Here is an 18,253-nt window from a genome sequence, read left to right on the forward strand (position 1 = left end):
ATCAGGTATGCACCCTGGAAATCATTCCATTAAGAAATGCCATGCCCTTTTGCCAACGGCAGGTACTGGCTCGCGCCTAGGTGGTGAGTTGCCTAAGCAGTTTCAGCAGCTGGCCGGTAAACCCATGGTCTCTTACGCGCTAGAAGCCTTTAAGGGGTCTCCACTGATCCAGTCTATTTGGATTGGTGTCAGTCCTGGCTTTATCGAGAACCCTATTTTAGGAGCTATTGCAAGCACTGGGGCCGATATTCATTTCGTAGCAACCGGTGGCCCAACACGACAAGAAACAGTCCGAAACACGCTCACAGCAATGCTAAAGGCTGGCATTCCCGAGGATGACTGGATACTGGTTCATGATGCAGCTAGACCAGGTATCACCCCTGCATTGATTGAGAAACTCATTCACTCAGTACAGGCATCCAATAGTGGCGGCATTCTAGCCGTTCCGTTGGCTGATACCTTAAAACAGGCCGATCTAGATTCAGTGATTGCGGGCAACATCCCGCAATCAGAGAGAACTATTCCACGCGAGCATCTCTGGCAAGCACAAACGCCACAGATGTTTGGTTTAAAACAATTGCATGATGCCCTGCAGGATGCTATCCGCCTTGAGGCTGACGTTACTGATGAAGCAAGCGCAATCGAGTTAACTGGAGCTAAACCTTTATTGATTGAAGGTGCCGCTCGTAACTTTAAGGTCACACATCCAGCGGATTGGGAGTTAATGCAATTGCTGTTAAGTTCACGTGCCAAACAATGAGAAATCCAATATGACTCAGAGCAATCCCCATATTCCGCAATTTCGTATTGGCCAGGGTTACGATGTACATGCATTGGTAGCGGACCGAAAGTTGATCCTGGGTGGAGTCCATGTGCCCTTTGAAAAGGGATTATTGGGTCACTCGGATGCAGATGCCTTATTGCACGCCTTAACAGACGCCTTATTGGGCGCTGCAGGTTTAAATGATATTGGACAGTTATTTCCGGATACAGATCCTCAATTTAAGGATATGGACAGTCGTATCTTGCTAAGAAGCGCCTTGCAAAAGATCCAGGCAGCGGGATTTCAGATTGGTAACGTTGATGCCACCATTATTTGCCAAAAGCCGAAATTGGCGGATTTGTTGCCAGAAATGGTCCGCAATATTGCTTCAGATTTGGCGGTGACCCCCAGTCACGTCAATCTTAAGGCCAAGACAAATGAATCCCTGGGCCATTTAGGCAGAGGCGAGGGCATTGCCGTCCATGCCGTTGCTTTGCTCTACAAGGCCTAAAAGATCCTCTAAAACCCTAGGCATTGTAGAATTACGGTCTTTAGAGTGAAGTCTAGGCTTGGCAGTTTGCGGATATCGCGAGGATGGCGAAATTGGTAGACGCACCAGGTTTAGGTCCTGACGCCAGAAATGGTGTGGGGGTTCGAGTCCCCCTCCTCGCACCACAAGATTGCTACTTGGCTTGGACTTCACATTTACAGATTTCAACTAAGAGACGAGAATGGCTGTGCAGATAGAAAATTTAGGTTCACTAGACCGCAAAATGACTTTGGAATTCCCTCGTGCCGATTTGGCAAAAGCGCGTGAAGCCCGTTTAGCTAAAGTTGGTAAGACCATGAAAATGGCCGGCTTCCGCCCAGGCAAGGTACCAAAGAACCTCGTTGAAAAACAGCATGGCATGCAAGTGGATTTTGAACTCCAATTTGATAAAGCTGCTGAACTCTTTTATGACCAAGCTCAAAAAGAAGGTGTTGCTTTAGCTGGTCAACCACGTCTTGAGCCAAAGAGCGAAATTGACGCTGACAAGATTGTTTTTGATGCTTTCTTTGAAGTGTTGCCAGAAGTAAAAATTGGCGACTTTAGCAAGGCAGAAGTTACTAAACATACAACCGATATTGGCGAGGCAGAAATTGACCGCGCTTTAGACGTGCTGCGTAAACAGCAGGTTCACTACCACCCACGCGGTGAAGCTGGCGCGCATGGCGATGGCGGCTCTAACGTTGCATCTCAAAATGGTGACCAAGTAGTGATTGATTTTGTTGGCAAGATTGATGGTGTTGAGTTTGCCGGTGGTAAAGCGGAAAACTTTGAATACGTGTTGGGCGAAGGGCGCATGTTGCCTGAGTTCGAAGCTGCAACATTGGGCCTTAAAGCAGGCGAGAGCAAATCTTTCCCATTGAGTTTCCCAGCCGATTACCACGGTAAGGACGTTGCTGGCAAAACTGCTGAGTTCACTATTACTGTGAATTCAGTTAATTGGCCACATCTGCCAGCCGTTGATGATGCATTTGCATTGTCTTTAGGTGTTACTGAAGGCGGCGTTGCGAAAATGCGTGCTGAAGTAAAAGAGAATTTAGATCGCGAAGTAAAACGTCGTATTACTTCTTTGCTCAAGAATGAAGTGATGGACAAGCTCAATAGCTTGTGCGAACTCGACGTTCCTAAGTCTTTGGTTGCCTCCGAGCAAGAGCGCTTAGTTGAAGGCGCCCGTCAAGACTTAATGCAACGCGGTGTTCCGAATGCTAAGGATGCCCCAATTCCGGCTGAGATTTTTGTAGAGCAAGCTACCAAGCGTGTTCGTCTTGGCTTGATCCTCAGCGAGTTGGTTAAAAAGCAAAACTTGGCCGCTACCGCAGACCAAATTAAAGCTGAAATTGACGAGCAAGCTGCTACATACGAAGATCCAAAAGAAGTGGTGCGTTGGTTCTACAGCAATCCAAGTCGCTTGAAGGATATCGAAAATCTGGTGCTTGAAGATAACGTGATTAAGTATTTCACATCCCAAGCCAAGGTAATTGATAAAGCGGTTACCTTCGAAGAACTCAGCAAGCTAAACTAAGTTAACTACTAAGTCATCCATTTACCAACAAGAGGTTTCGAAATGATCTACAACCATTCTCAGTCTGAAAATCTAGAACCGAAAGGCTTGGGCTTGGTTCCAATGGTGATTGAAACCTCTGGTAGAGGTGAGCGTGCTTACGATATCTACTCAAGATTATTGCGTGAGCGCGTAGTCTTTTTGGTAGGGGAAGTAAACGACCAAACTGCTAATTTGGTAATCGCGCAATTACTGTTCCTTGAGAGTGAAAATCCAGATAAAGAAATTTCTCTGTATATCAACTCTCCAGGCGGTTCAGTTTCTGCAGGATTGGCTATCTACGACACAATGCAATTCATCAAGCCACATGTCAGCACATTGTGTATGGGCATGGCAGCAAGTATGGGCGCATTCTTATTGTGTGCTGGTGAAAAAGGTAAGCGCTATGCTTTGCCAAATTCACGCGTTATGATTCATCAGCCATTAGGTGGTGCACGCGGCCAAGCATCTGACATTGAGATTCAAGCTCGTGAGATTTTGTATTTGCGTGAGCGTTTGAATAAAATTTTGGCTGATCGTACTGGCCAATCAATCGAAACGATTGCCAAGGATACTGATCGCGACAACTTTATGTCTGCAGAGCAAGCCCGTGATTATGGTTTGATCGACAAGGTTATCGAGAAGCGTCCTTAACCCTTCATAGAATATACAGAGCCCATTTTGAGCGACACCAACACTACGAATTCAACAGACAAAGTTCTGTATTGCTCTTTTTGCGGCAAGAGCCAGCATGAAGTAAAAAAACTCATTGCTGGCCCATCTGTTTTTATTTGCGATGAGTGCATTGATCTTTGCACAGACATTATTCAAGAAGAAATTGCCAAGCTTCCCAAGGAAGAGGGCGATGACTCTCTGCCAACACCACATCAAATTCGTGAAAACTTAGACCAATACGTTATTGGTCAAGATCATGCCAAGAAAACATTGGCAGTTGCCGTATACAACCACTACAAGCGCCTACAGTATTTGCCTAAGCCTAAAAAAGAGAAGTTGGATAAGGATGGTAAGCCGGTAGAGGGAGCGGAGAAGAAAGAATCTAAGCTCCCTGCTAAAGCAATGGTTGATGGTGTAGAGCTTGCAAAGAGCAATATTTTGTTGATTGGACCTACTGGCTCAGGTAAAACATTATTAGCGCAGACATTGGCGCGCATGTTAGATGTGCCATTTGTGATGGCCGATGCAACCACCCTAACTGAAGCAGGTTATGTTGGTGAAGACGTTGAAAACATCATCCAAAAATTGTTACAAGCTTGCGACTACAACGTAGAAAAAGCGCAGCGTGGCATTGTCTATATTGATGAGATCGATAAGATTTCACGTAAGTCAGATAACCCATCCATTACACGCGATGTATCGGGTGAGGGTGTGCAACAAGCGCTGTTAAAGCTGGTTGAGGGCACGATGGCCTCTGTGCCGCCTCAAGGTGGACGAAAGCATCCCAATCAAGATTTCTTACAAGTAGATACAACGAATATTTTGTTTATTTGTGGCGGTGCATTTGACGGACTTGAAAAAGTCATTCAGCAGCGTACCGCTAAAACGGGTATTGGATTCAATGCAACTGTTCCAGGTAAAGATGACCGCGGTGTAAGCGATCTCTTGATTGAAGTTGAGCCAGAAGATCTGATTAAGTTTGGCTTGATTCCAGAGTTGATTGGACGCTTGCCCGTTGTTGCGACTTTGGCTCAATTGGATGAGGAGGCTTTAATTCAAATTCTGACCGAACCTAAAAATGCCTTAGTTAAGCAATATCAGGCGCTTTTGACTATGGAAGGCTCTGAGCTCGAAGTACGTCGCGAGGCGCTATCAGCTATTGCCAAGAAGGCAATCGCCCGCAAAACTGGCGCTCGTGGCCTGAGATCTATCCTTGAAGGCTCTTTGATGGATGTCATGTATGACCTGCCATCCTTGAAGAATGTCCAAAAAGTGGTTATCGACGAAAGCAGTATCGCTGAGGGCGGAAAACCGCTTTTAGTCTATAAACAGGATGCCGAACAGGCAGATTTAAGCAAAAAAGCTTAAATTCCTAGGGTTTTCGCTATTTTTGGGGCATTTTTGCCCCTTTTTTGTCTTTTTACCCCTTGTTTTTCTCTAAAGCCTACCCATATAGGTAGTATGCTACTCATGAATAATGTCTCTATTTAGTGGTTGTTGATTCAATTGCTACTAAAGAAGATTTTTGAGGTTTGATTACTTTGGAGGATTTGCCCCATGCCTGGCCACTTATTGTTACCCTCTGAACCAATTCAACTACCTTTGCTCCCATTGCGGGACGTAGTTGTATTTCCTCATATGGTGATCCCGTTGTTTGTGGGTCGCCCAAAATCGATTAAAGCCCTTGAGGCTGCCATGGAAACTGGCAAAAATGTTCTTCTGGTGGCTCAAAAGACAGCCGCTAAAGATGAGCCCGTTATTGAGGACCTCTATGAGGTTGGCTGTATCGCTAATATTCTGCAAATGCTCAAGCTGCCTGATGGCACTGTGAAGGTTCTCGTTGAAGGTGTGCAGCGCGCAGAAGTCAGTCAAATTGAAGATAGTCTGGGTTACTTCAATTGCGAAGCAACGCCAACTGCTATCAATGCAATTGATGCGCATGAAACCGAAGCCTTGCGCCGCGCAATCATGGCGCAGTTTGATCAATACGTAAAACTCAATAAAAAAGTACCTCAAGAGATACTCTCTTCTCTGGGTGGTATAGATGACCCAAGCCGCTTGGCTGACACCATCTGCGCGCATCTACCTGTAAAGCTAGAGCAAAAACAACGCTTACTTGAAATGATGGATGTTGTACAACGTCTGGAAAGCTTGTTGGCTGATCTGGAGAGTGAGATTGATATTCTTCAGGTTGAGAAGCGTATTCGTGGACGTGTAAAGCGTCAGATGGAAAAGAGTCAGCGCGAGTACTACCTAAATGAACAGGTAAAGGCGATTCAGAAAGAGTTAGGCGAAGGCGAGGAGGGCGCTGATCTCGAAGAGCTCGAGAAGCGCATCAAGGCTGCACGCATGCCTAAGGAAGCATTAAAAAAGGCGGAATCAGAACTTAAGAAGCTCAAGTTGATGTCGCCTATGTCTGCAGAGGCAACGGTTATCCGTAACTTTATCGATACCCTGGTAAATCTGCCTTGGAAGAAAAAAACTAAGATTAATAACGACCTTACCAATGCTGAGAAAGTATTGGACGAAGATCACTATGGCTTAGATAAAGTCAAAGAGCGCATCTTGGAGTACCTCGCAGTTCAACAACGTGTTGATCGTGTCAAGGCCCCGATTCTTTGTTTAGTCGGCCCTCCTGGAGTTGGTAAAACTTCTTTAGGTCAATCTATCGCGCGTGCGACAAATCGAAAATTTGTGCGCATGGCCTTAGGTGGTGTGCGTGACGAATCTGAGATTCGTGGTCACCGTCGTACCTATATTGGCTCGATGCCAGGTAAGATTTTGAGTAGCCTCACTAAGGTGGGCGTTCGTAATCCTTTATTCCTTCTTGATGAAGTAGACAAGATGGGTATGGATTTCCGCGGAGATCCAGCCAGTGCTTTGTTAGAGGTTTTAGATCCTGAGCAAAACCACACCTTCCAAGATCACTATGTAGAAGTTGATTTTGACCTATCAGATGTGATGTTCGTGGCTACCTCGAACTCCTTGAATATTCCTGGCCCATTGTTAGATCGTCTTGAGATTATTCGCCTAGCTGGTTATACCGAGGACGAAAAAACCAGCATTGCTGTGAATTATTTGATTCCTAAACAAATCAAAAATAATGGCTTAAAGAAGGACGAGCTCAAGATTGAAGATAGCGCAGTTCGTAACATGATTCGTTACTACACGCGTGAGGCTGGCGTACGTTCTTTAGAGCGTGAAATTAGTAAGATTTGTCGCAAAGTTGTAAAGTTGTTGCTCTTGAAAAAAGAAGCAGCTCCAGTTGTTGTGAATGCCGATAACTTAGAGAAGTTCTTATCGGTACGCATGTATGACTTTGGTTTAGCTGGCAAAGAAAATCAAGTTGGTCAGGTGACGGGCTTGGCTTGGACTGAAGTGGGTGGCGATTTGCTCACCATCGAAGCTGCTGTGATGCCAGGTAAAGGTGTTATTACCCGCACCGGTTCAATTGGTGATGTGATGAAAGAATCCGTTGAAGCTGCTAGAACAGTGGTTCGCTCCAGATCTAAACGACTTGGCATTACGGATGAAGCTTTTGAGAAGAAGGATATACATATTCACTTCCCTGATGGCGCAACACCAAAGGATGGTCCATCTGCCGGTATTGCGATTACAACAGCCTTGGTATCAGTATTTACTGGGATTCCGATTCGTTCAGATGTTGCGATGACAGGTGAAATTACGCTTCGTGGTGAAGTATTGCCTATTGGCGGATTAAAAGAGAAACTTTTGGCTGCTCATCGCGGCGGCATTAAATTGGCCTTAATTCCCGAAGAGAACGTCAAGGACCTGATTGATATTCCCGACAACGTCAAAAATGCAATCGAAATTATTCCGGTTCGCTGGATCGATAAAGTGTTGGAGCTGGCTTTAGAACGTATGCCTGAAGCACTGCCAGATCCTACGCCTGAAGAGTTGGCTAAAAAGGCTTCAGAAGCTAGCAAAGCAAATGAAAAGGGTGCGGCCGCAGACGTTCTTAAGCACTGAAAATAGGGCGATTTTTCGTTAAATTCTCCTCGTCCTTAGAGGTCGGTTTAGCGGAAAGTCCACCCAAAACCCACGCTTAGGTTACAATCTCAGCTGTAATAATTTGGGGCGCTTAGCTCAGTTGGTAGAGCGTCTGCCTTACACGCAGAATGTCGGGAGTTCGAGCCTCTCAGCGCCCACCAAACTATTACCTATTTTTGTTTTTCTTAGCCTACTCAGGCATTTCAATACTCATCAGCCCGGCGCCTAGTACACTCGTGGTATTCATCTTTTTTACTAGCGAACTTTTACATGTTTGATACCGTCCGTAAGCACCAACGAATTCTTCAGTTTGTATTAATGCTTTTGATCGTTCCATCTTTTGCCTTCTTTGGAATTTCTAGCTATTCCAGCTTCATGGACAAAGAGACTGACATTGTCAAAGTTAACGGCAAACCCATTACCGCTCAAGAAGTGGATTTAGCTGCGAAACGTCAAGCTGAGCGCGTTGGTGGAAATGCGCAGATTGCTCAAAGCCTCCAATTTAGACAGGCAATTTTGAATGAGTTATTGCAACAACGCATCCTTGGATTTACAGTCAGCAATTTGCGTTTACAAGTTGGGAAAGAAGCCCTCGTGAAAAGCTTGCAAAATATTCCGCAGATTCGCGCTCTATATAAACAAGATGGAAGTTTCGATGATGCGCGCTTTAAACAGCTCTTGGCTAGTAATGGCTTAAATGAAGAGCAGTTTTATGCGAGCCAGGCTTTTGATTTAAAAATCAGTCAATTGGTGAACTCTGTAGCCCGTACGGAAATCGCCAGTCCAAAATTATCTGAAATTGTTTCAACCCTTTATGAGACTGAGCGTCAAGTTCAGACTCTATCATTTGATGCAAAAGATTATTTAAACAAGGTAAACCCTTCCCAAGAAGACTTACAGGCTTTCTATACCGCTAACACGAAGTTATTCGAGAGCCCAGAGTATGTGGATGTCGAGTACATCGTTCTCAAGGCCGATCCAAAAGAAGATGCGAAAGTATTTAGCGAGAAAGCGGATCAATTTGCCAATATGACTTATGACCAGTCAGATAGCCTTAAGCCAACTGCAGATAAATTAAAGCTAAGCGTTCAAACACAAAAGGGCGTAACGCGTTCCGGTGCAGCTGGCGTTGCAAAAGATCATCCGCTGGCCAATCCTAAGGTAGTTCAATCCCTGTTTGGTGAAGATGCTGTTAAGAACAAACGTAATATTGAAGCCGTACAAACCTCTCAAGGCGTTTTTGTTTCGGCAAGAGTAGTTATTTTTCATCCTGCTCAAACTTTGCCTTACAAAGATGTTGCCGCTGAAGTGAAGCGTCAAGTAAGTCAACGCATGGCTGAAAAACTTGCCATAAGCGCTGCAGCAGATCGCTTTATGGCATTAGAAAAAGATCCAAAGAATAGCGCTGGCTTTGCTAGCCCGGTTTGGGTTTCTCGTAATAAGCCTGCAAATTTAGTGGGTGGAGCATTGGATGAGGTGATGTCCGTTAATCCCGATAAATTCCCTTCACTGGTTTCTGTTCAAAATCCCGGGATCGGAACTATTTTGTATCGTGTTGATCAGACAAGGCAACCTGCAGGTGTTGATGCCAAGGTTCATAAGGCACAAGCGCAACAAATTCAAGCATTGGCAGCCCAGTCTGAATTTGCTGGCTTTATGTCTTACTGGCGTGATGTTGCTGGCGTTAAGGTAATTAATCCTCTTAAGCCGCCATCATCTGGCTCGGGTAGCTAAGTTTTATCGCTAAATTACTTATTTACTCTTAAGCAGTGCTTGATATGGGGCCATAGCGCCCCATACGTTTTTAAAGAGAATGGCTTGCGCCTTTTCGTTAGGATGCATGCGATCTGCCTGAAATAAATTGATGTCAGAAGCAACGTTCTTTAGAAAAAACGGCACAAGTTCAACTTGTTCCTGGCGAGCTAGCTTGGGATAAAGATCCTGAAATTGCTTGGTGTACTCTTGTCCATAATTGGGTGGAATCTGCATTCCAAACAATAGAACTTTTGCTCCTGAGCTTTTGCTTAATTGAATCATCTTGCGTAGATTTCTATCTGACTCTTGGATTGATAGGCCACGTAATGCATCATTTGCTCCAAGCTCTAAAAGGACAATCCCCGGTTTTTTTTGTTCCAATAGTTTTGGTAATCTAGATATGCCACCGGAACTGGTTTCCCCACTAATGCTGGCGTTAAAAACAGTCCAAGGACTAGCTTCTTTATAAAGTTGGTCCTCCAGGAGCTTCACCCACCCAGTGCCGCGTGTCAATCCATATTCTGCCGAGAGACTATCTCCCATAACTAAAATAACGGCATTAGTCTGAGCCTTTGTGCCAAAGGGAATAAACAGGCAAAATAGGGAGCTTGCCATCAATATGGCTTGCAATTTTTTACTCAAGAAGTTCAACCAAATATATTGATTCATTTATGAGTATTCCAGTCAAGGTCCTTAGAGCATTACATCTAGGTAAAGAAGTTTTATCTAGCGATGGATCATTAACTATTTTGCACGACATTAGCTTTGATGTCTTTGATGGCGAAAGTGTTGCTATTACTGGCGCATCGGGTTCTGGGAAAAGTACTTTGCTCGGTCTTCTAGCCGGCTTAGATACTCCCTCTAGTGGTTATGTTGAATTGGTTGCCCAAAATCTCAATCAGTTAGATGAAGATGGACGGGCGAAATTAAGGGGACAAAAGGTTGGCTTTGTATTTCAATCTTTTCAATTGTTGCCTCATTTGACAGCCCTTGAAAACGTCATGCTTCCGGCCGATCTAAATGGGATGGGGAAGGCTAAGGAAAATGCATTGGCCTGCCTAGAACAGGTGGGTTTAAGCGAGCGAGCCAACCATTTCCCCAAGACCTTGTCTGGCGGAGAGCAGCAACGGGTAGCGCTAGCTAGGGCCTTCATCATGAAGCCAGAGATTTTATTTGCTGACGAGCCCACGGGGAGCTTGGATGAGGTTAGCGGAAATCGGGTTATTGAGCTACTTTTTGAGCTAAATCGAGCCAATCATTCCACCCTTATTTTGGTCACCCACGACCAAGCCCTAGCAGATCGGTGCCAGCGGCAATTACACCTTCAAGGCGGTCGATTGGTGTAGGCAAAACCTTATAATCTAGGGATGTCTTTTTTCCACTTTTTGCCCGGCGCTGATGCGCTTTCTCCCTTCCGCCAGCAGCGACTTTTGACTGCTTTGGCCGCTCAAGGGGTTGATCTTGAGTCCATTGAAGCTCAATACCTTCATTTCATATGGTCAGAGGCTGAGCTAAATGCCAAAGACCAAGAAGTCATGGCCAGTTTATTAACTTATGGCGAGCCATTTCATTCCAAAATACATCCAGGAAAATCTTGGTTTGGAAGTGGTAAGACCGAGAATCAAGATGTCATTGTTATCCCAAGATTTGGAACACTTTCTCCATGGGCCAGTAAGGCTACAGATATCGCTCGTCAATGTGGATTGGATGTATTGCGTATTGAGCGTGGCGCTCAATTTTCATGGAAGAGCAAAAAAGCGCTGACACCAGAGCAAAAACAATTAGTGCTGACTGCGGTTCACGACAGAATGACTGAAGCTGTGATTGATTCAACTGAAGCTGCTATTGCTTTATACCAATCACTAGAAGACAAGCCGTTAACACGTATACCGGTAATGACTGAAGGTAGGTCTGCTCTCGATAAAGCAAATCAAGAATTGGGCCTTGCCTTGTCGGATGATGAGGTGACATATCTTGTTGAAAACTTTACTAGACTCAAGCGCAACCCATCAGACGTTGAGCTGATAATGTTCGCTCAAGCGAACAGTGAGCACTGTCGGCATAAGATTTTTAATTCCAGCTGGACAATTGATGGGGATGATCAAGAGCGATCTTTATTTGCCATGATCCGCAATACTCACCAATTGCATCCAGAGGGAACGATTGTTGCGTATTCCGATAACTCTGCAGTCATGGTTGGCTGCGAAGCGGAAACCTGGGTTCCTCAAGGTGATGATCAACGCTATGAAAAGGATACGCGCATGGTCCATACCCTTATGAAGGTGGAGACTCATAATCACCCGACTGCGATCGCTCCTTTTCCTGGCGCATCTACAGGTGCGGGCGGTGAAATTCGTGATGAGGGTGCCACTGGTATAGGCGGACGTCCTAAAGCTGGCCTTACCGGTTTCTCAGTATCTAATTTAAATATTCCTGGCACAGATCTTCCTTGGGAGAATCTGAAATACGGCAAGCCTGAGCGCATCGCTACACCTTTACAAATCATGATTGAAGGCCCACTAGGCGGCGCTGCATTCAATAATGAATTTGGCCGCCCAATTTTGGGTGGTTACTTTAGAGTCTTTGAGCAAACATTGGATGGCACACGTCGTGGTTATCACAAGCCCATCATGATTGCCGGCGGCATTGGAAGCATTGATTCAATCCACACTGCAAAAAAAACAATTCAGGCAGGGCACTTATTGATTCAATTGGGTGGTCCAGGCATGCGAATTGGTATGGGCGGTGCTACAGGTAGCTCTGTTGCAACCGGGACAAATACTGCTGATCTTGATTTTGATTCTGTACAACGAGGCAATCCAGAAATGGAGCGTCGCGCACAAGAAGTGATTAATGCCTGCCGCGCTCTTGGTGAGCATAATCCAATTGTGTCTATACATGATGTGGGTGCGGGTGGTATATCAAATGCATTCCCGGAGCTTGCGGATGGCGCTGGATTGGGGGCTTCATTCAAACTCCGGAGTGTTCCACTCGAAGAAAGTGGCATGAGTCCTGCAGAGATTTGGTGTAATGAATCGCAGGAACGTTATGTTTTGGCAATTGATGCAAAAGATTTGGATTTGTTTAAATCATTTTGCGAACGTGAGCGTTGTCCTTTTGCGGTAGTTGGCGAAGCAATCGCAGAACGTCAGCTGAAATTAAGCGACTCAAAGCAGTCCTCATCTGATGATGCGGTGCTGCCAATTGATATGCCGATGGAAGTTTTGCTTGGCAAGCCTCCAAAGATGCACCGCAATGTTACAAGAGTTGCCCAGGAGTTTAAAGAGCTAGATGTAACGGATGCTGATCTTGCGCAATCAATTGCTTGGGTTCTGCAGCAACCCACCGTAGCAAGCAAATCATTCTTAATTACGATTGGCGACAGAACTGTTGGCGGTCTAAATGCTAGAGACCAGTTTGTTGGGCCATGGCAAATTCCTGTAGCTGATTGCGCCGTTACTCTGATGGATTACAAGGGTTATTGTGGTGAAGCAATGTCGATGGGTGAAAGAACCCCATTAGCGGTTATAGACGCACCAGCTGCTGCACGCATGGCAGTGGGTGAGGCGATTACCAATCTCTTGGCTGCAGATATTGCCAGCCTTGAAAGCGTGAAACTTTCGGCAAACTGGATGGCAGCATGCGGATCTCCTGGCGAGGACGCCAAGCTCTATGACTCCGTTAAAGCAATTGGCATGGAACTGTGTCCTGCGCTTGGAATATCGATTCCAGTTGGCAAAGATTCTCTATCTATGTCTACCGCATGGCAAGATGGTGATGAAGCCAAGAAAGTAGTCGCACCCGTATCTTTAATTATCTCTGCTTTTGCATCTGTGCTAGATGCCCGTAAAACATTGACACCACTGCTGCAGTTGAAGGGTAAAGACGGATCTCCACAAGAGACTGAGCTGATCTTGATCGATTTAGGGCGTGGCAAGAATCGCATGGCAGGAAGTATCTTGGCTCAAGTGCTTGATCAGTCCGGAAAATCAGCGCCTGATATTGATCACCCAGAAGATTTGAAGTCTTTGGCTGCCGCCATTATTGAATTGCGTAAAGAGAATAAGCTTTTGGCTTATCATGACCGTTCTGATGGTGGATTATTTGCCTCTGTTGCTGAAATGGCTTTTGCTTCCCACTGCGGCATCTCGCTTAACGTAGATATGATCGCTAGGGATGCTGGGCAAGAGCCTGATTATGGTGACGCCAAGAATTGGGCGCAACAGGTATCTGGTCGTCGCCATGAGCAAACCATGCGTGCGTTATTTAATGAAGAGTTAGGCGCAGTAATTCAGGTTCGCAAAGCAGATCGTGATGCAGTGTTTGCTGTATTGAGAAGGTTAGGTTTAAGTGCTCATAGCCATGTGATCGGCAAACCCAATACCAACGGTCGAATTGAAATTTGGCGTGATGCTAAAAATATATTTGCTGAACCGCGTGAAGTACTTCAAAAGATCTGGACTAACACTAGCTATCAAATAGCGCGTTTACGTGACAATCCTGCCTGTGCTGATAGTGAATTCTCGCTCTTGGACAATATTGCCGATGCAGGCATGAATCCTAAACTCACATTCAATCCTTCTGATGATATTGCAGCGCCGTTTATCGCTAAGAACTCACGCCCTAAAGTGGCCATATTGCGAGAGCAGGGCGTTAATTCCCATGTTGAAATGGCTTATTCCGTTAATTGGGCTGGATTTGATAGTTATGACGTCCATATGTCAGATTTGCTCAGTGGCAAGGCTAAATTAGAAGACTTTAGAGGGCTTATTGCTTGTGGTGGCTTTAGTTATGGAGACGTATTGGGTGCTGGAGAGGGCTGGGCAAAAACAATTCTGTTCAACCAACAGCTTCGCGATCAGTTTTCTAGGTTCTTTGAGCGTCAAGACAGCTTTGCGTTAGGCGTTTGTAATGGCTGTCAAATGATGAGTAACCTCTCAGGAATTATTCCGGGAGCGGAAGCATGGCCTAAATTTACACGCAATCAATCAGAGCAATATGAAGCGCGCTTAGTAATGGCTGAAGTAATGGCCTCGCCTTCCATATTCACCCAAGGCATGGAAGGTAGTCAGATACCCATTGCGATTGCTCACGGAGAAGGATTTGCTAACTTCAGTCAACAGGGCAGCTTAGAGCAGATTCAAAAACAGGGATTGGCCTCTTTCCGCTTTGTAGATCATCAAGGCAACCCTACAGAAATCTATCCAATGAATCCAAACGGATCTCCCAATGGTTTAACTGGGGTCACGACACCCGATGGTCGTTTTATGGTCATGATGCCTCATCCCGAGCGTGTATTTAGAGCTGTACAGATGAGCTGGTGTCCACCTGGTTGGTTGGATACCCCTGATGGTGCTAGCCCTTGGCTACGCTTATTCCGCAATGCCCGTCGTTGGGCGAATTAAGTTGTCTACTGACGGATTAATGGAGCCGGTCACTTTTTCTGAAAGTGGCGGCGTTCGCTATCTCCACTTTGGCACTGACTCTATTCAGGGTGCGATGCGTATTCGTGATCCAGGTGAGATTTATTTAGAGTACAACCAGCAGATGATGGCCTGGCTTTTGTTTTTAGAGACTAAGCCCGGCATGCGGTTAGCCCAGTTAGGTTTAGGCACGGGCGCATTAACTAAATTTCAACATCGATATTGCCCGGCTGTGAAAACTACCGTAGTAGAGTTCAATCCTGCTGTAATCGTTTCTGCAAGATCTATGTTTTTTACACCTGACGATGATCGCCGCTTAGAAACTCTACAAGCTGATGCAAAACTATTCGTCAAGAATAAAAAGTATCAAGACTACTTTGATGCTGTACAGGTTGATTTGTATGATGCAATCTGCGATGGCCCTGCGGCAAGTTCATTGGAATTCTATAAAGGTTGCTACGATATTCTCAAAGGCCCAGGCGTCATGACGGTGAATTTATTCTCTCGTCATAAAAGCTTTGATCTGAATCTTAAAAATATCTGCGAAGCTTTTGATAACAGGGTGCTCTTATTTCCAGAATCCCATGATTGCAACGTCGTGGCGATTGCATTTAAGGGTCCCAAGCTCGAGGCGGAATGGAAAGATGTTTCAAAAAGGGCAAAACTGATCCTTGAAAAAACCGGGCTTCCTACCAATAAATGGGTATCGGGCATTAGTCGGGAGAACGCCCGACAAGAAAATAAGCTCTCGATCTGATACTTCGAAGCAAAAGAAAAAGGCGATCACACGATCGCCTTTTTTGCTTCTCAACCCATTGCTAGGTTGAGGCAGTTTCTCATTACACAGTCACAGTATCTGCAACATCGCTAAATGACTTGAGCTTATCAAAACTCATGTATTTATAAACATCACCAGCTTTAGCATCGAGCGCCTTCACTTGCTCTAAATACTCCGCAGGAGTAGGTAGGCGACCCAAGAGGGCAGCAACAGACGCTAATTCAGCAGAAGCCAAATACACGCGAGTATCGATACCCAAGCGGTTAGGGAAGTTGCGTGTAGATGTCGATACAGCCGTTGAACCCTTGCGGATCTGTGCTTGGTTACCCATACAAAGTGAACAGCCTGGGCTTTCCATACGGGCACCAGCTGCGCCTAACATGCCGTAGTAGCCTTCTTCCATCAAGACCATAGCATCCATCTTGGTTGGCGGCGCTACCCATAAACGGGTTGGCATATCTTTCTTGCCTTGTAACACCTGACCAGCTGCGCGGAAGTGACCAATATTGGTCATGCATGAGCCAATAAACACTTCATCAATCTTGTCGCCAGCTACTTCTGACAAAACTTTCACATCATCCGGATCGTTAGGGCATGCAAGGATAGGCTCTTTGATTTCATCGATATTGATTTCAATGATCTCTGCATAGTCCGCATCCGCATCAGCTTTGAGAAGTTGTGGATTAGCAATCCAAGCTTCCATGGCTTTGATACGGCGACCAAGAGTACGTTTATCTTCATAACCATTAGCAATCATCCACTTCATCAAGGTGATATTTGATGTCATGTATTCAATGATTGGCTCTTTATTCAAGTGAACTGTACAACCACCAGCGGAACGCTCAGCAGAAGCGTCAGACAATTCAAAGGCTTGCTCAACTTTCAGATCAGGCAGACCTTCAATTTCAAGAATACGGCCAGAGAAAATATTCTTCTTGCCTTGTTTCTCAACAGTCAACAATCCCTTTTTGATTGCATACAAAGGAATCGCATTTACTAGGTCACGTAAGGTGATGCCAGGTTGCATCTTGCCTTTAAAGCGGACCAATACAGACTCAGGCATATCCAATGGCATCACACCTGTAGCTGCGGCAAAGGCAACTAAACCTGAACCAGCCGGGAAAGAAATGCCGATTGGGAAACGAGTATGGCTATCGCCACCAGTTCCGCAGGTATCTGGCAGGAGTAAGCGATTCAGCCAGCTGTGGATCACGCCATCACCTGGGCGCAAGGCAACACCGCCGCGATTGGTCATGAATGGTGGCAATTCATGTTGAGTACGAATATCTACAGGCTTTGGATAAGCTGAGGTATGACAGAACGACTGCATTACTAGATCAGAAGAGAAACCAAGGCAAGCCAAGTCCTTCAATTCATCTCGCGTCATTGGGCCTGTTGTGTCTTGTGAGCCAACGGTAGTCATATGCGGCTCGCAGTAAGTACCAGGACGTACGCCTTGTCCTTCTGGTAAGCCACAAGCGCGTCCAACCATCTTTTGAGCCAAGCTAAAGCCCTTCTTGTTGTCGACTGGATTAACCGGTAAGCGGAATTCAGTAGAAGCAGGCAAGCCCAGTGCAGCACGTGCTTTGGCAGTTAAGCCACGACCAACGATTAATGGGATTCGTCCACCAGCGCGTACTTCATCCAGAATGACGGGCGACTTCAATGTAAAAGTGGTGATTTCCTGACCGTTTTTAAATACTTTTCCTTCGTACGGCCGAAGTTCAATCTCATCACCCATATTCATTTGAGAAACATCTAATTCGATTGGCAATGCTCCAGAATCTTCCATTGTATTGAAGAAGATTGGGGCAATATTAGTGCCTAAACAAACACCACCAAAACGCTTGTTTGGTACGAATGGAATATCTTGACCTGTCCACCAGAGAACAGAGTTTGTTGCAGATTTACGTGATGAGCCTGTACCTACTACGTCTCCAACGTAGGCAATTTGATTACCTTTTTTCTGGAGAGCAGCGATTTGCTTCATCGGACCACGAACACCACTCTCATCTGGCTCAATGCCAGGACGGGGGTTCTTGAGCATGATGGTTGCATGCAGTGGAATATCAGGGCGGCTCCATGCGTCGGGCGCAGGAGAAAGGTCGTCAGTATTAGTTTCACCCGTTACCTTGAAAACAGTTAACTTCATGCTTTCTGGAACTGCGGGTCGGCTAGTAAACCAGTCTGCATTAGCCCAGCTTTGCATTACTGCTTTAGCATTTGCATTGCCTTTTTCAGCAAGTTCTTGAACGTCGTTGAAATAATCAAACATCAAGAGTGTTTTCTTGAGCGCTTCGGCAGCAGCAACACCACACTCAGAGTCAGATAAAAGCTCTACTAAAGGTTTGATGTTGTAACCACCTAGCATCGTGCCCAAAAGTTCAGTAGCACGTACGCGGGAAATTAATGGGGATTTTTCTGTACCTTTGGCAACAGCATCTAAGAACTCAGCTTTAACTTTAGCTGCATCGTCAACACCAGCAGGAACGCGGTTGGTGATTAATTCAAGTAACTCAGCTTCCTTACCGGCAGGTGGGTTCTTCAACAACTTCACCAGTTCAGATGTTTGATCCTTGGTTAAGGGCAGGGCCGGAATACCGAGGGCTGCGCGTTCAGCGGCGAGGGCGTTATAGGCTTCTAACATTATGTTTCCTATGAGGTAAAGGTGATCAATAGAAAGACCAAAAGGGAATTCTCTCCCGTTTTGCCAAATTATAGTTGCTAAATTAAGTCTTATATAAGAGTTTAAACCCTAAAA

Annotated in this window: 12 protein-coding genes and 2 tRNA genes; 12 read left to right on the forward strand and 2 right to left on the reverse strand. The window is 45.5% G+C overall.

The window, feature by feature from the left end; genetic code table 11:
• Window positions 1-7 precede the first annotated feature (7 nt).
• From ispD to ICE89_RS01640, 9 genes are all read left to right on the forward strand, one after another.
• Window positions 8-760 (forward strand): 2-C-methyl-D-erythritol 4-phosphate cytidylyltransferase, encoded by a 753-nt coding sequence (gene ispD, locus ICE89_RS01600; protein ID WP_216263193.1) that lies wholly within the window; start codon window positions 8-10, stop codon window positions 758-760.
• A gap of 10 nt (window positions 761-770) precedes the next feature.
• Window positions 771-1,274, forward strand: a complete 504-nt coding sequence (gene ispF / locus ICE89_RS01605) for a 2-C-methyl-D-erythritol 2,4-cyclodiphosphate synthase (protein ID WP_216263194.1) — start codon at window positions 771-773, stop codon at window positions 1,272-1,274.
• A gap of 77 nt (window positions 1,275-1,351) precedes the next feature.
• Window positions 1,352-1,438 (forward strand) — tRNA-Leu (locus tag ICE89_RS01610).
• A 56-nt stretch (window positions 1,439-1,494) separates the two neighbouring features.
• A complete protein-coding gene (gene tig / locus ICE89_RS01615; RefSeq protein ID WP_216264406.1) occupies window positions 1,495-2,832 on the forward strand; it encodes a trigger factor in 1,338 nt (445 codons plus the stop codon).
• Window positions 2,833-2,874: 42 nt separating this feature from the next.
• Window positions 2,875-3,504, forward strand: coding sequence for an ATP-dependent Clp endopeptidase proteolytic subunit ClpP (clpP, locus tag ICE89_RS01620; RefSeq protein WP_072582405.1), 630 nt, complete (start codon window positions 2,875-2,877; stop codon window positions 3,502-3,504).
• 27 nt (window positions 3,505-3,531) lie between these two features.
• Window positions 3,532-4,893 (forward strand): ATP-dependent Clp protease ATP-binding subunit ClpX, encoded by a 1,362-nt coding sequence (gene clpX / locus ICE89_RS01625; protein ID WP_216264407.1) that lies wholly within the window; start codon window positions 3,532-3,534, stop codon window positions 4,891-4,893.
• A gap of 189 nt (window positions 4,894-5,082) precedes the next feature.
• Window positions 5,083-7,515, forward strand: coding sequence for an endopeptidase La (lon, locus tag ICE89_RS01630; protein ID WP_215356775.1), 2,433 nt, complete (start codon window positions 5,083-5,085; stop codon window positions 7,513-7,515).
• A gap of 106 nt (window positions 7,516-7,621) precedes the next feature.
• Window positions 7,622-7,697, forward strand: a tRNA-Val gene (locus tag ICE89_RS01635).
• Between the two features lie 109 nt (window positions 7,698-7,806).
• Complete coding sequence (locus ICE89_RS01640; RefSeq protein ID WP_216264408.1) at window positions 7,807-9,270, forward strand: peptidylprolyl isomerase; 1,464 nt, start codon at window positions 7,807-7,809, stop codon at window positions 9,268-9,270.
• Between the two features lie 18 nt (window positions 9,271-9,288).
• Here the strand turns inward: ICE89_RS01640 and ICE89_RS01645 are convergent, their stop codons facing one another.
• Window positions 9,289-9,960 carry an arylesterase gene (locus ICE89_RS01645; protein ID WP_216264409.1) on the reverse strand — a complete coding sequence of 224 codons (672 nt, stop codon included), beginning with the start codon at window positions 9,958-9,960 and terminating at the stop codon, window positions 9,289-9,291.
• A gap of 2 nt (window positions 9,961-9,962) precedes the next feature.
• On the opposite strand from ICE89_RS01645, the gene ICE89_RS01650 reads away from it, so the two are divergent.
• From ICE89_RS01650 to ICE89_RS01660, 3 genes are read left to right on the forward strand one after another with little or no spacing between them, the layout of a single operon-like run.
• Window positions 9,963-10,637, forward strand: coding sequence for an ABC transporter ATP-binding protein (locus tag ICE89_RS01650; protein WP_216264410.1), 675 nt, complete (start codon window positions 9,963-9,965; stop codon window positions 10,635-10,637).
• Between the two features lie 21 nt (window positions 10,638-10,658).
• The gene (gene purL / locus ICE89_RS01655; protein ID WP_216264411.1) at window positions 10,659-14,696 is read left to right on the forward strand and encodes a phosphoribosylformylglycinamidine synthase; all 4,038 of its coding nucleotides are present in this window, start codon (window positions 10,659-10,661) and stop codon (window positions 14,694-14,696) included.
• Entirely contained in the window at window positions 14,641-15,471 is an 831-nt protein-coding gene (locus ICE89_RS01660) for a spermidine synthase (protein ID WP_255558620.1), read from the forward strand. Before purL ends, ICE89_RS01660 begins: the two co-directional genes overlap by 56 nt.
• A gap of 82 nt (window positions 15,472-15,553) precedes the next feature.
• On the opposite strand, the gene ICE89_RS01665 is transcribed toward ICE89_RS01660, so the two are convergent.
• Window positions 15,554-18,139 (reverse strand): bifunctional aconitate hydratase 2/2-methylisocitrate dehydratase, encoded by a 2,586-nt coding sequence (locus ICE89_RS01665; protein WP_216264412.1) that lies wholly within the window; start codon window positions 18,137-18,139, stop codon window positions 15,554-15,556.
• Between the last annotated feature and the right edge of the window lie 114 nt (window positions 18,140-18,253).

This window comes from Polynucleobacter sp. AP-Kaivos-20-H2 (genome assembly GCF_018882215.1).
In the GTDB taxonomy this organism is placed as follows: domain Bacteria; phylum Pseudomonadota; class Gammaproteobacteria; order Burkholderiales; family Burkholderiaceae; genus Polynucleobacter.

What these genes read in the sequence shown, in the direction of transcription:
- ispD (WP_216263193.1), top strand. Translation starts at nt 8, where the DNA reads ATGCACCCTGGAAATCATTCCATTAAGAAATGCCATGCCCTTTTGCCA.
- ispF (WP_216263194.1), top strand. Translation starts at nt 771, where the DNA reads ATGACTCAGAGCAATCCCCATATTCCGCAATTTCGTATTGGCCAGGGT.
- tig (WP_216264406.1), top strand. Translation starts at nt 1,495, where the DNA reads ATGGCTGTGCAGATAGAAAATTTAGGTTCACTAGACCGCAAAATGACT.
- clpP (WP_072582405.1), top strand. Translation starts at nt 2,875, where the DNA reads ATGATCTACAACCATTCTCAGTCTGAAAATCTAGAACCGAAAGGCTTG.
- lon (WP_215356775.1), top strand. Translation starts at nt 5,083, where the DNA reads ATGCCTGGCCACTTATTGTTACCCTCTGAACCAATTCAACTACCTTTG.
- ICE89_RS01640 (WP_216264408.1), top strand. Translation starts at nt 7,807, where the DNA reads ATGTTTGATACCGTCCGTAAGCACCAACGAATTCTTCAGTTTGTATTA.
- ICE89_RS01645 (WP_216264409.1), bottom strand. Translation starts at nt 9,960, where the DNA reads ATGAATCAATATATTTGGTTGAACTTCTTGAGTAAAAAATTGCAAGCC.
- ICE89_RS01650 (WP_216264410.1), top strand. Translation starts at nt 9,963, where the DNA reads ATGAGTATTCCAGTCAAGGTCCTTAGAGCATTACATCTAGGTAAAGAA.
- purL (WP_216264411.1), top strand. Translation starts at nt 10,659, where the DNA reads ATGTCTTTTTTCCACTTTTTGCCCGGCGCTGATGCGCTTTCTCCCTTC.
- ICE89_RS01660 (WP_255558620.1), top strand. Translation starts at nt 14,641, where the DNA reads ATGGTGCTAGCCCTTGGCTACGCTTATTCCGCAATGCCCGTCGTTGGG.
- ICE89_RS01665 (WP_216264412.1), bottom strand. Translation starts at nt 18,139, where the DNA reads ATGTTAGAAGCCTATAACGCCCTCGCCGCTGAACGCGCAGCCCTCGGT.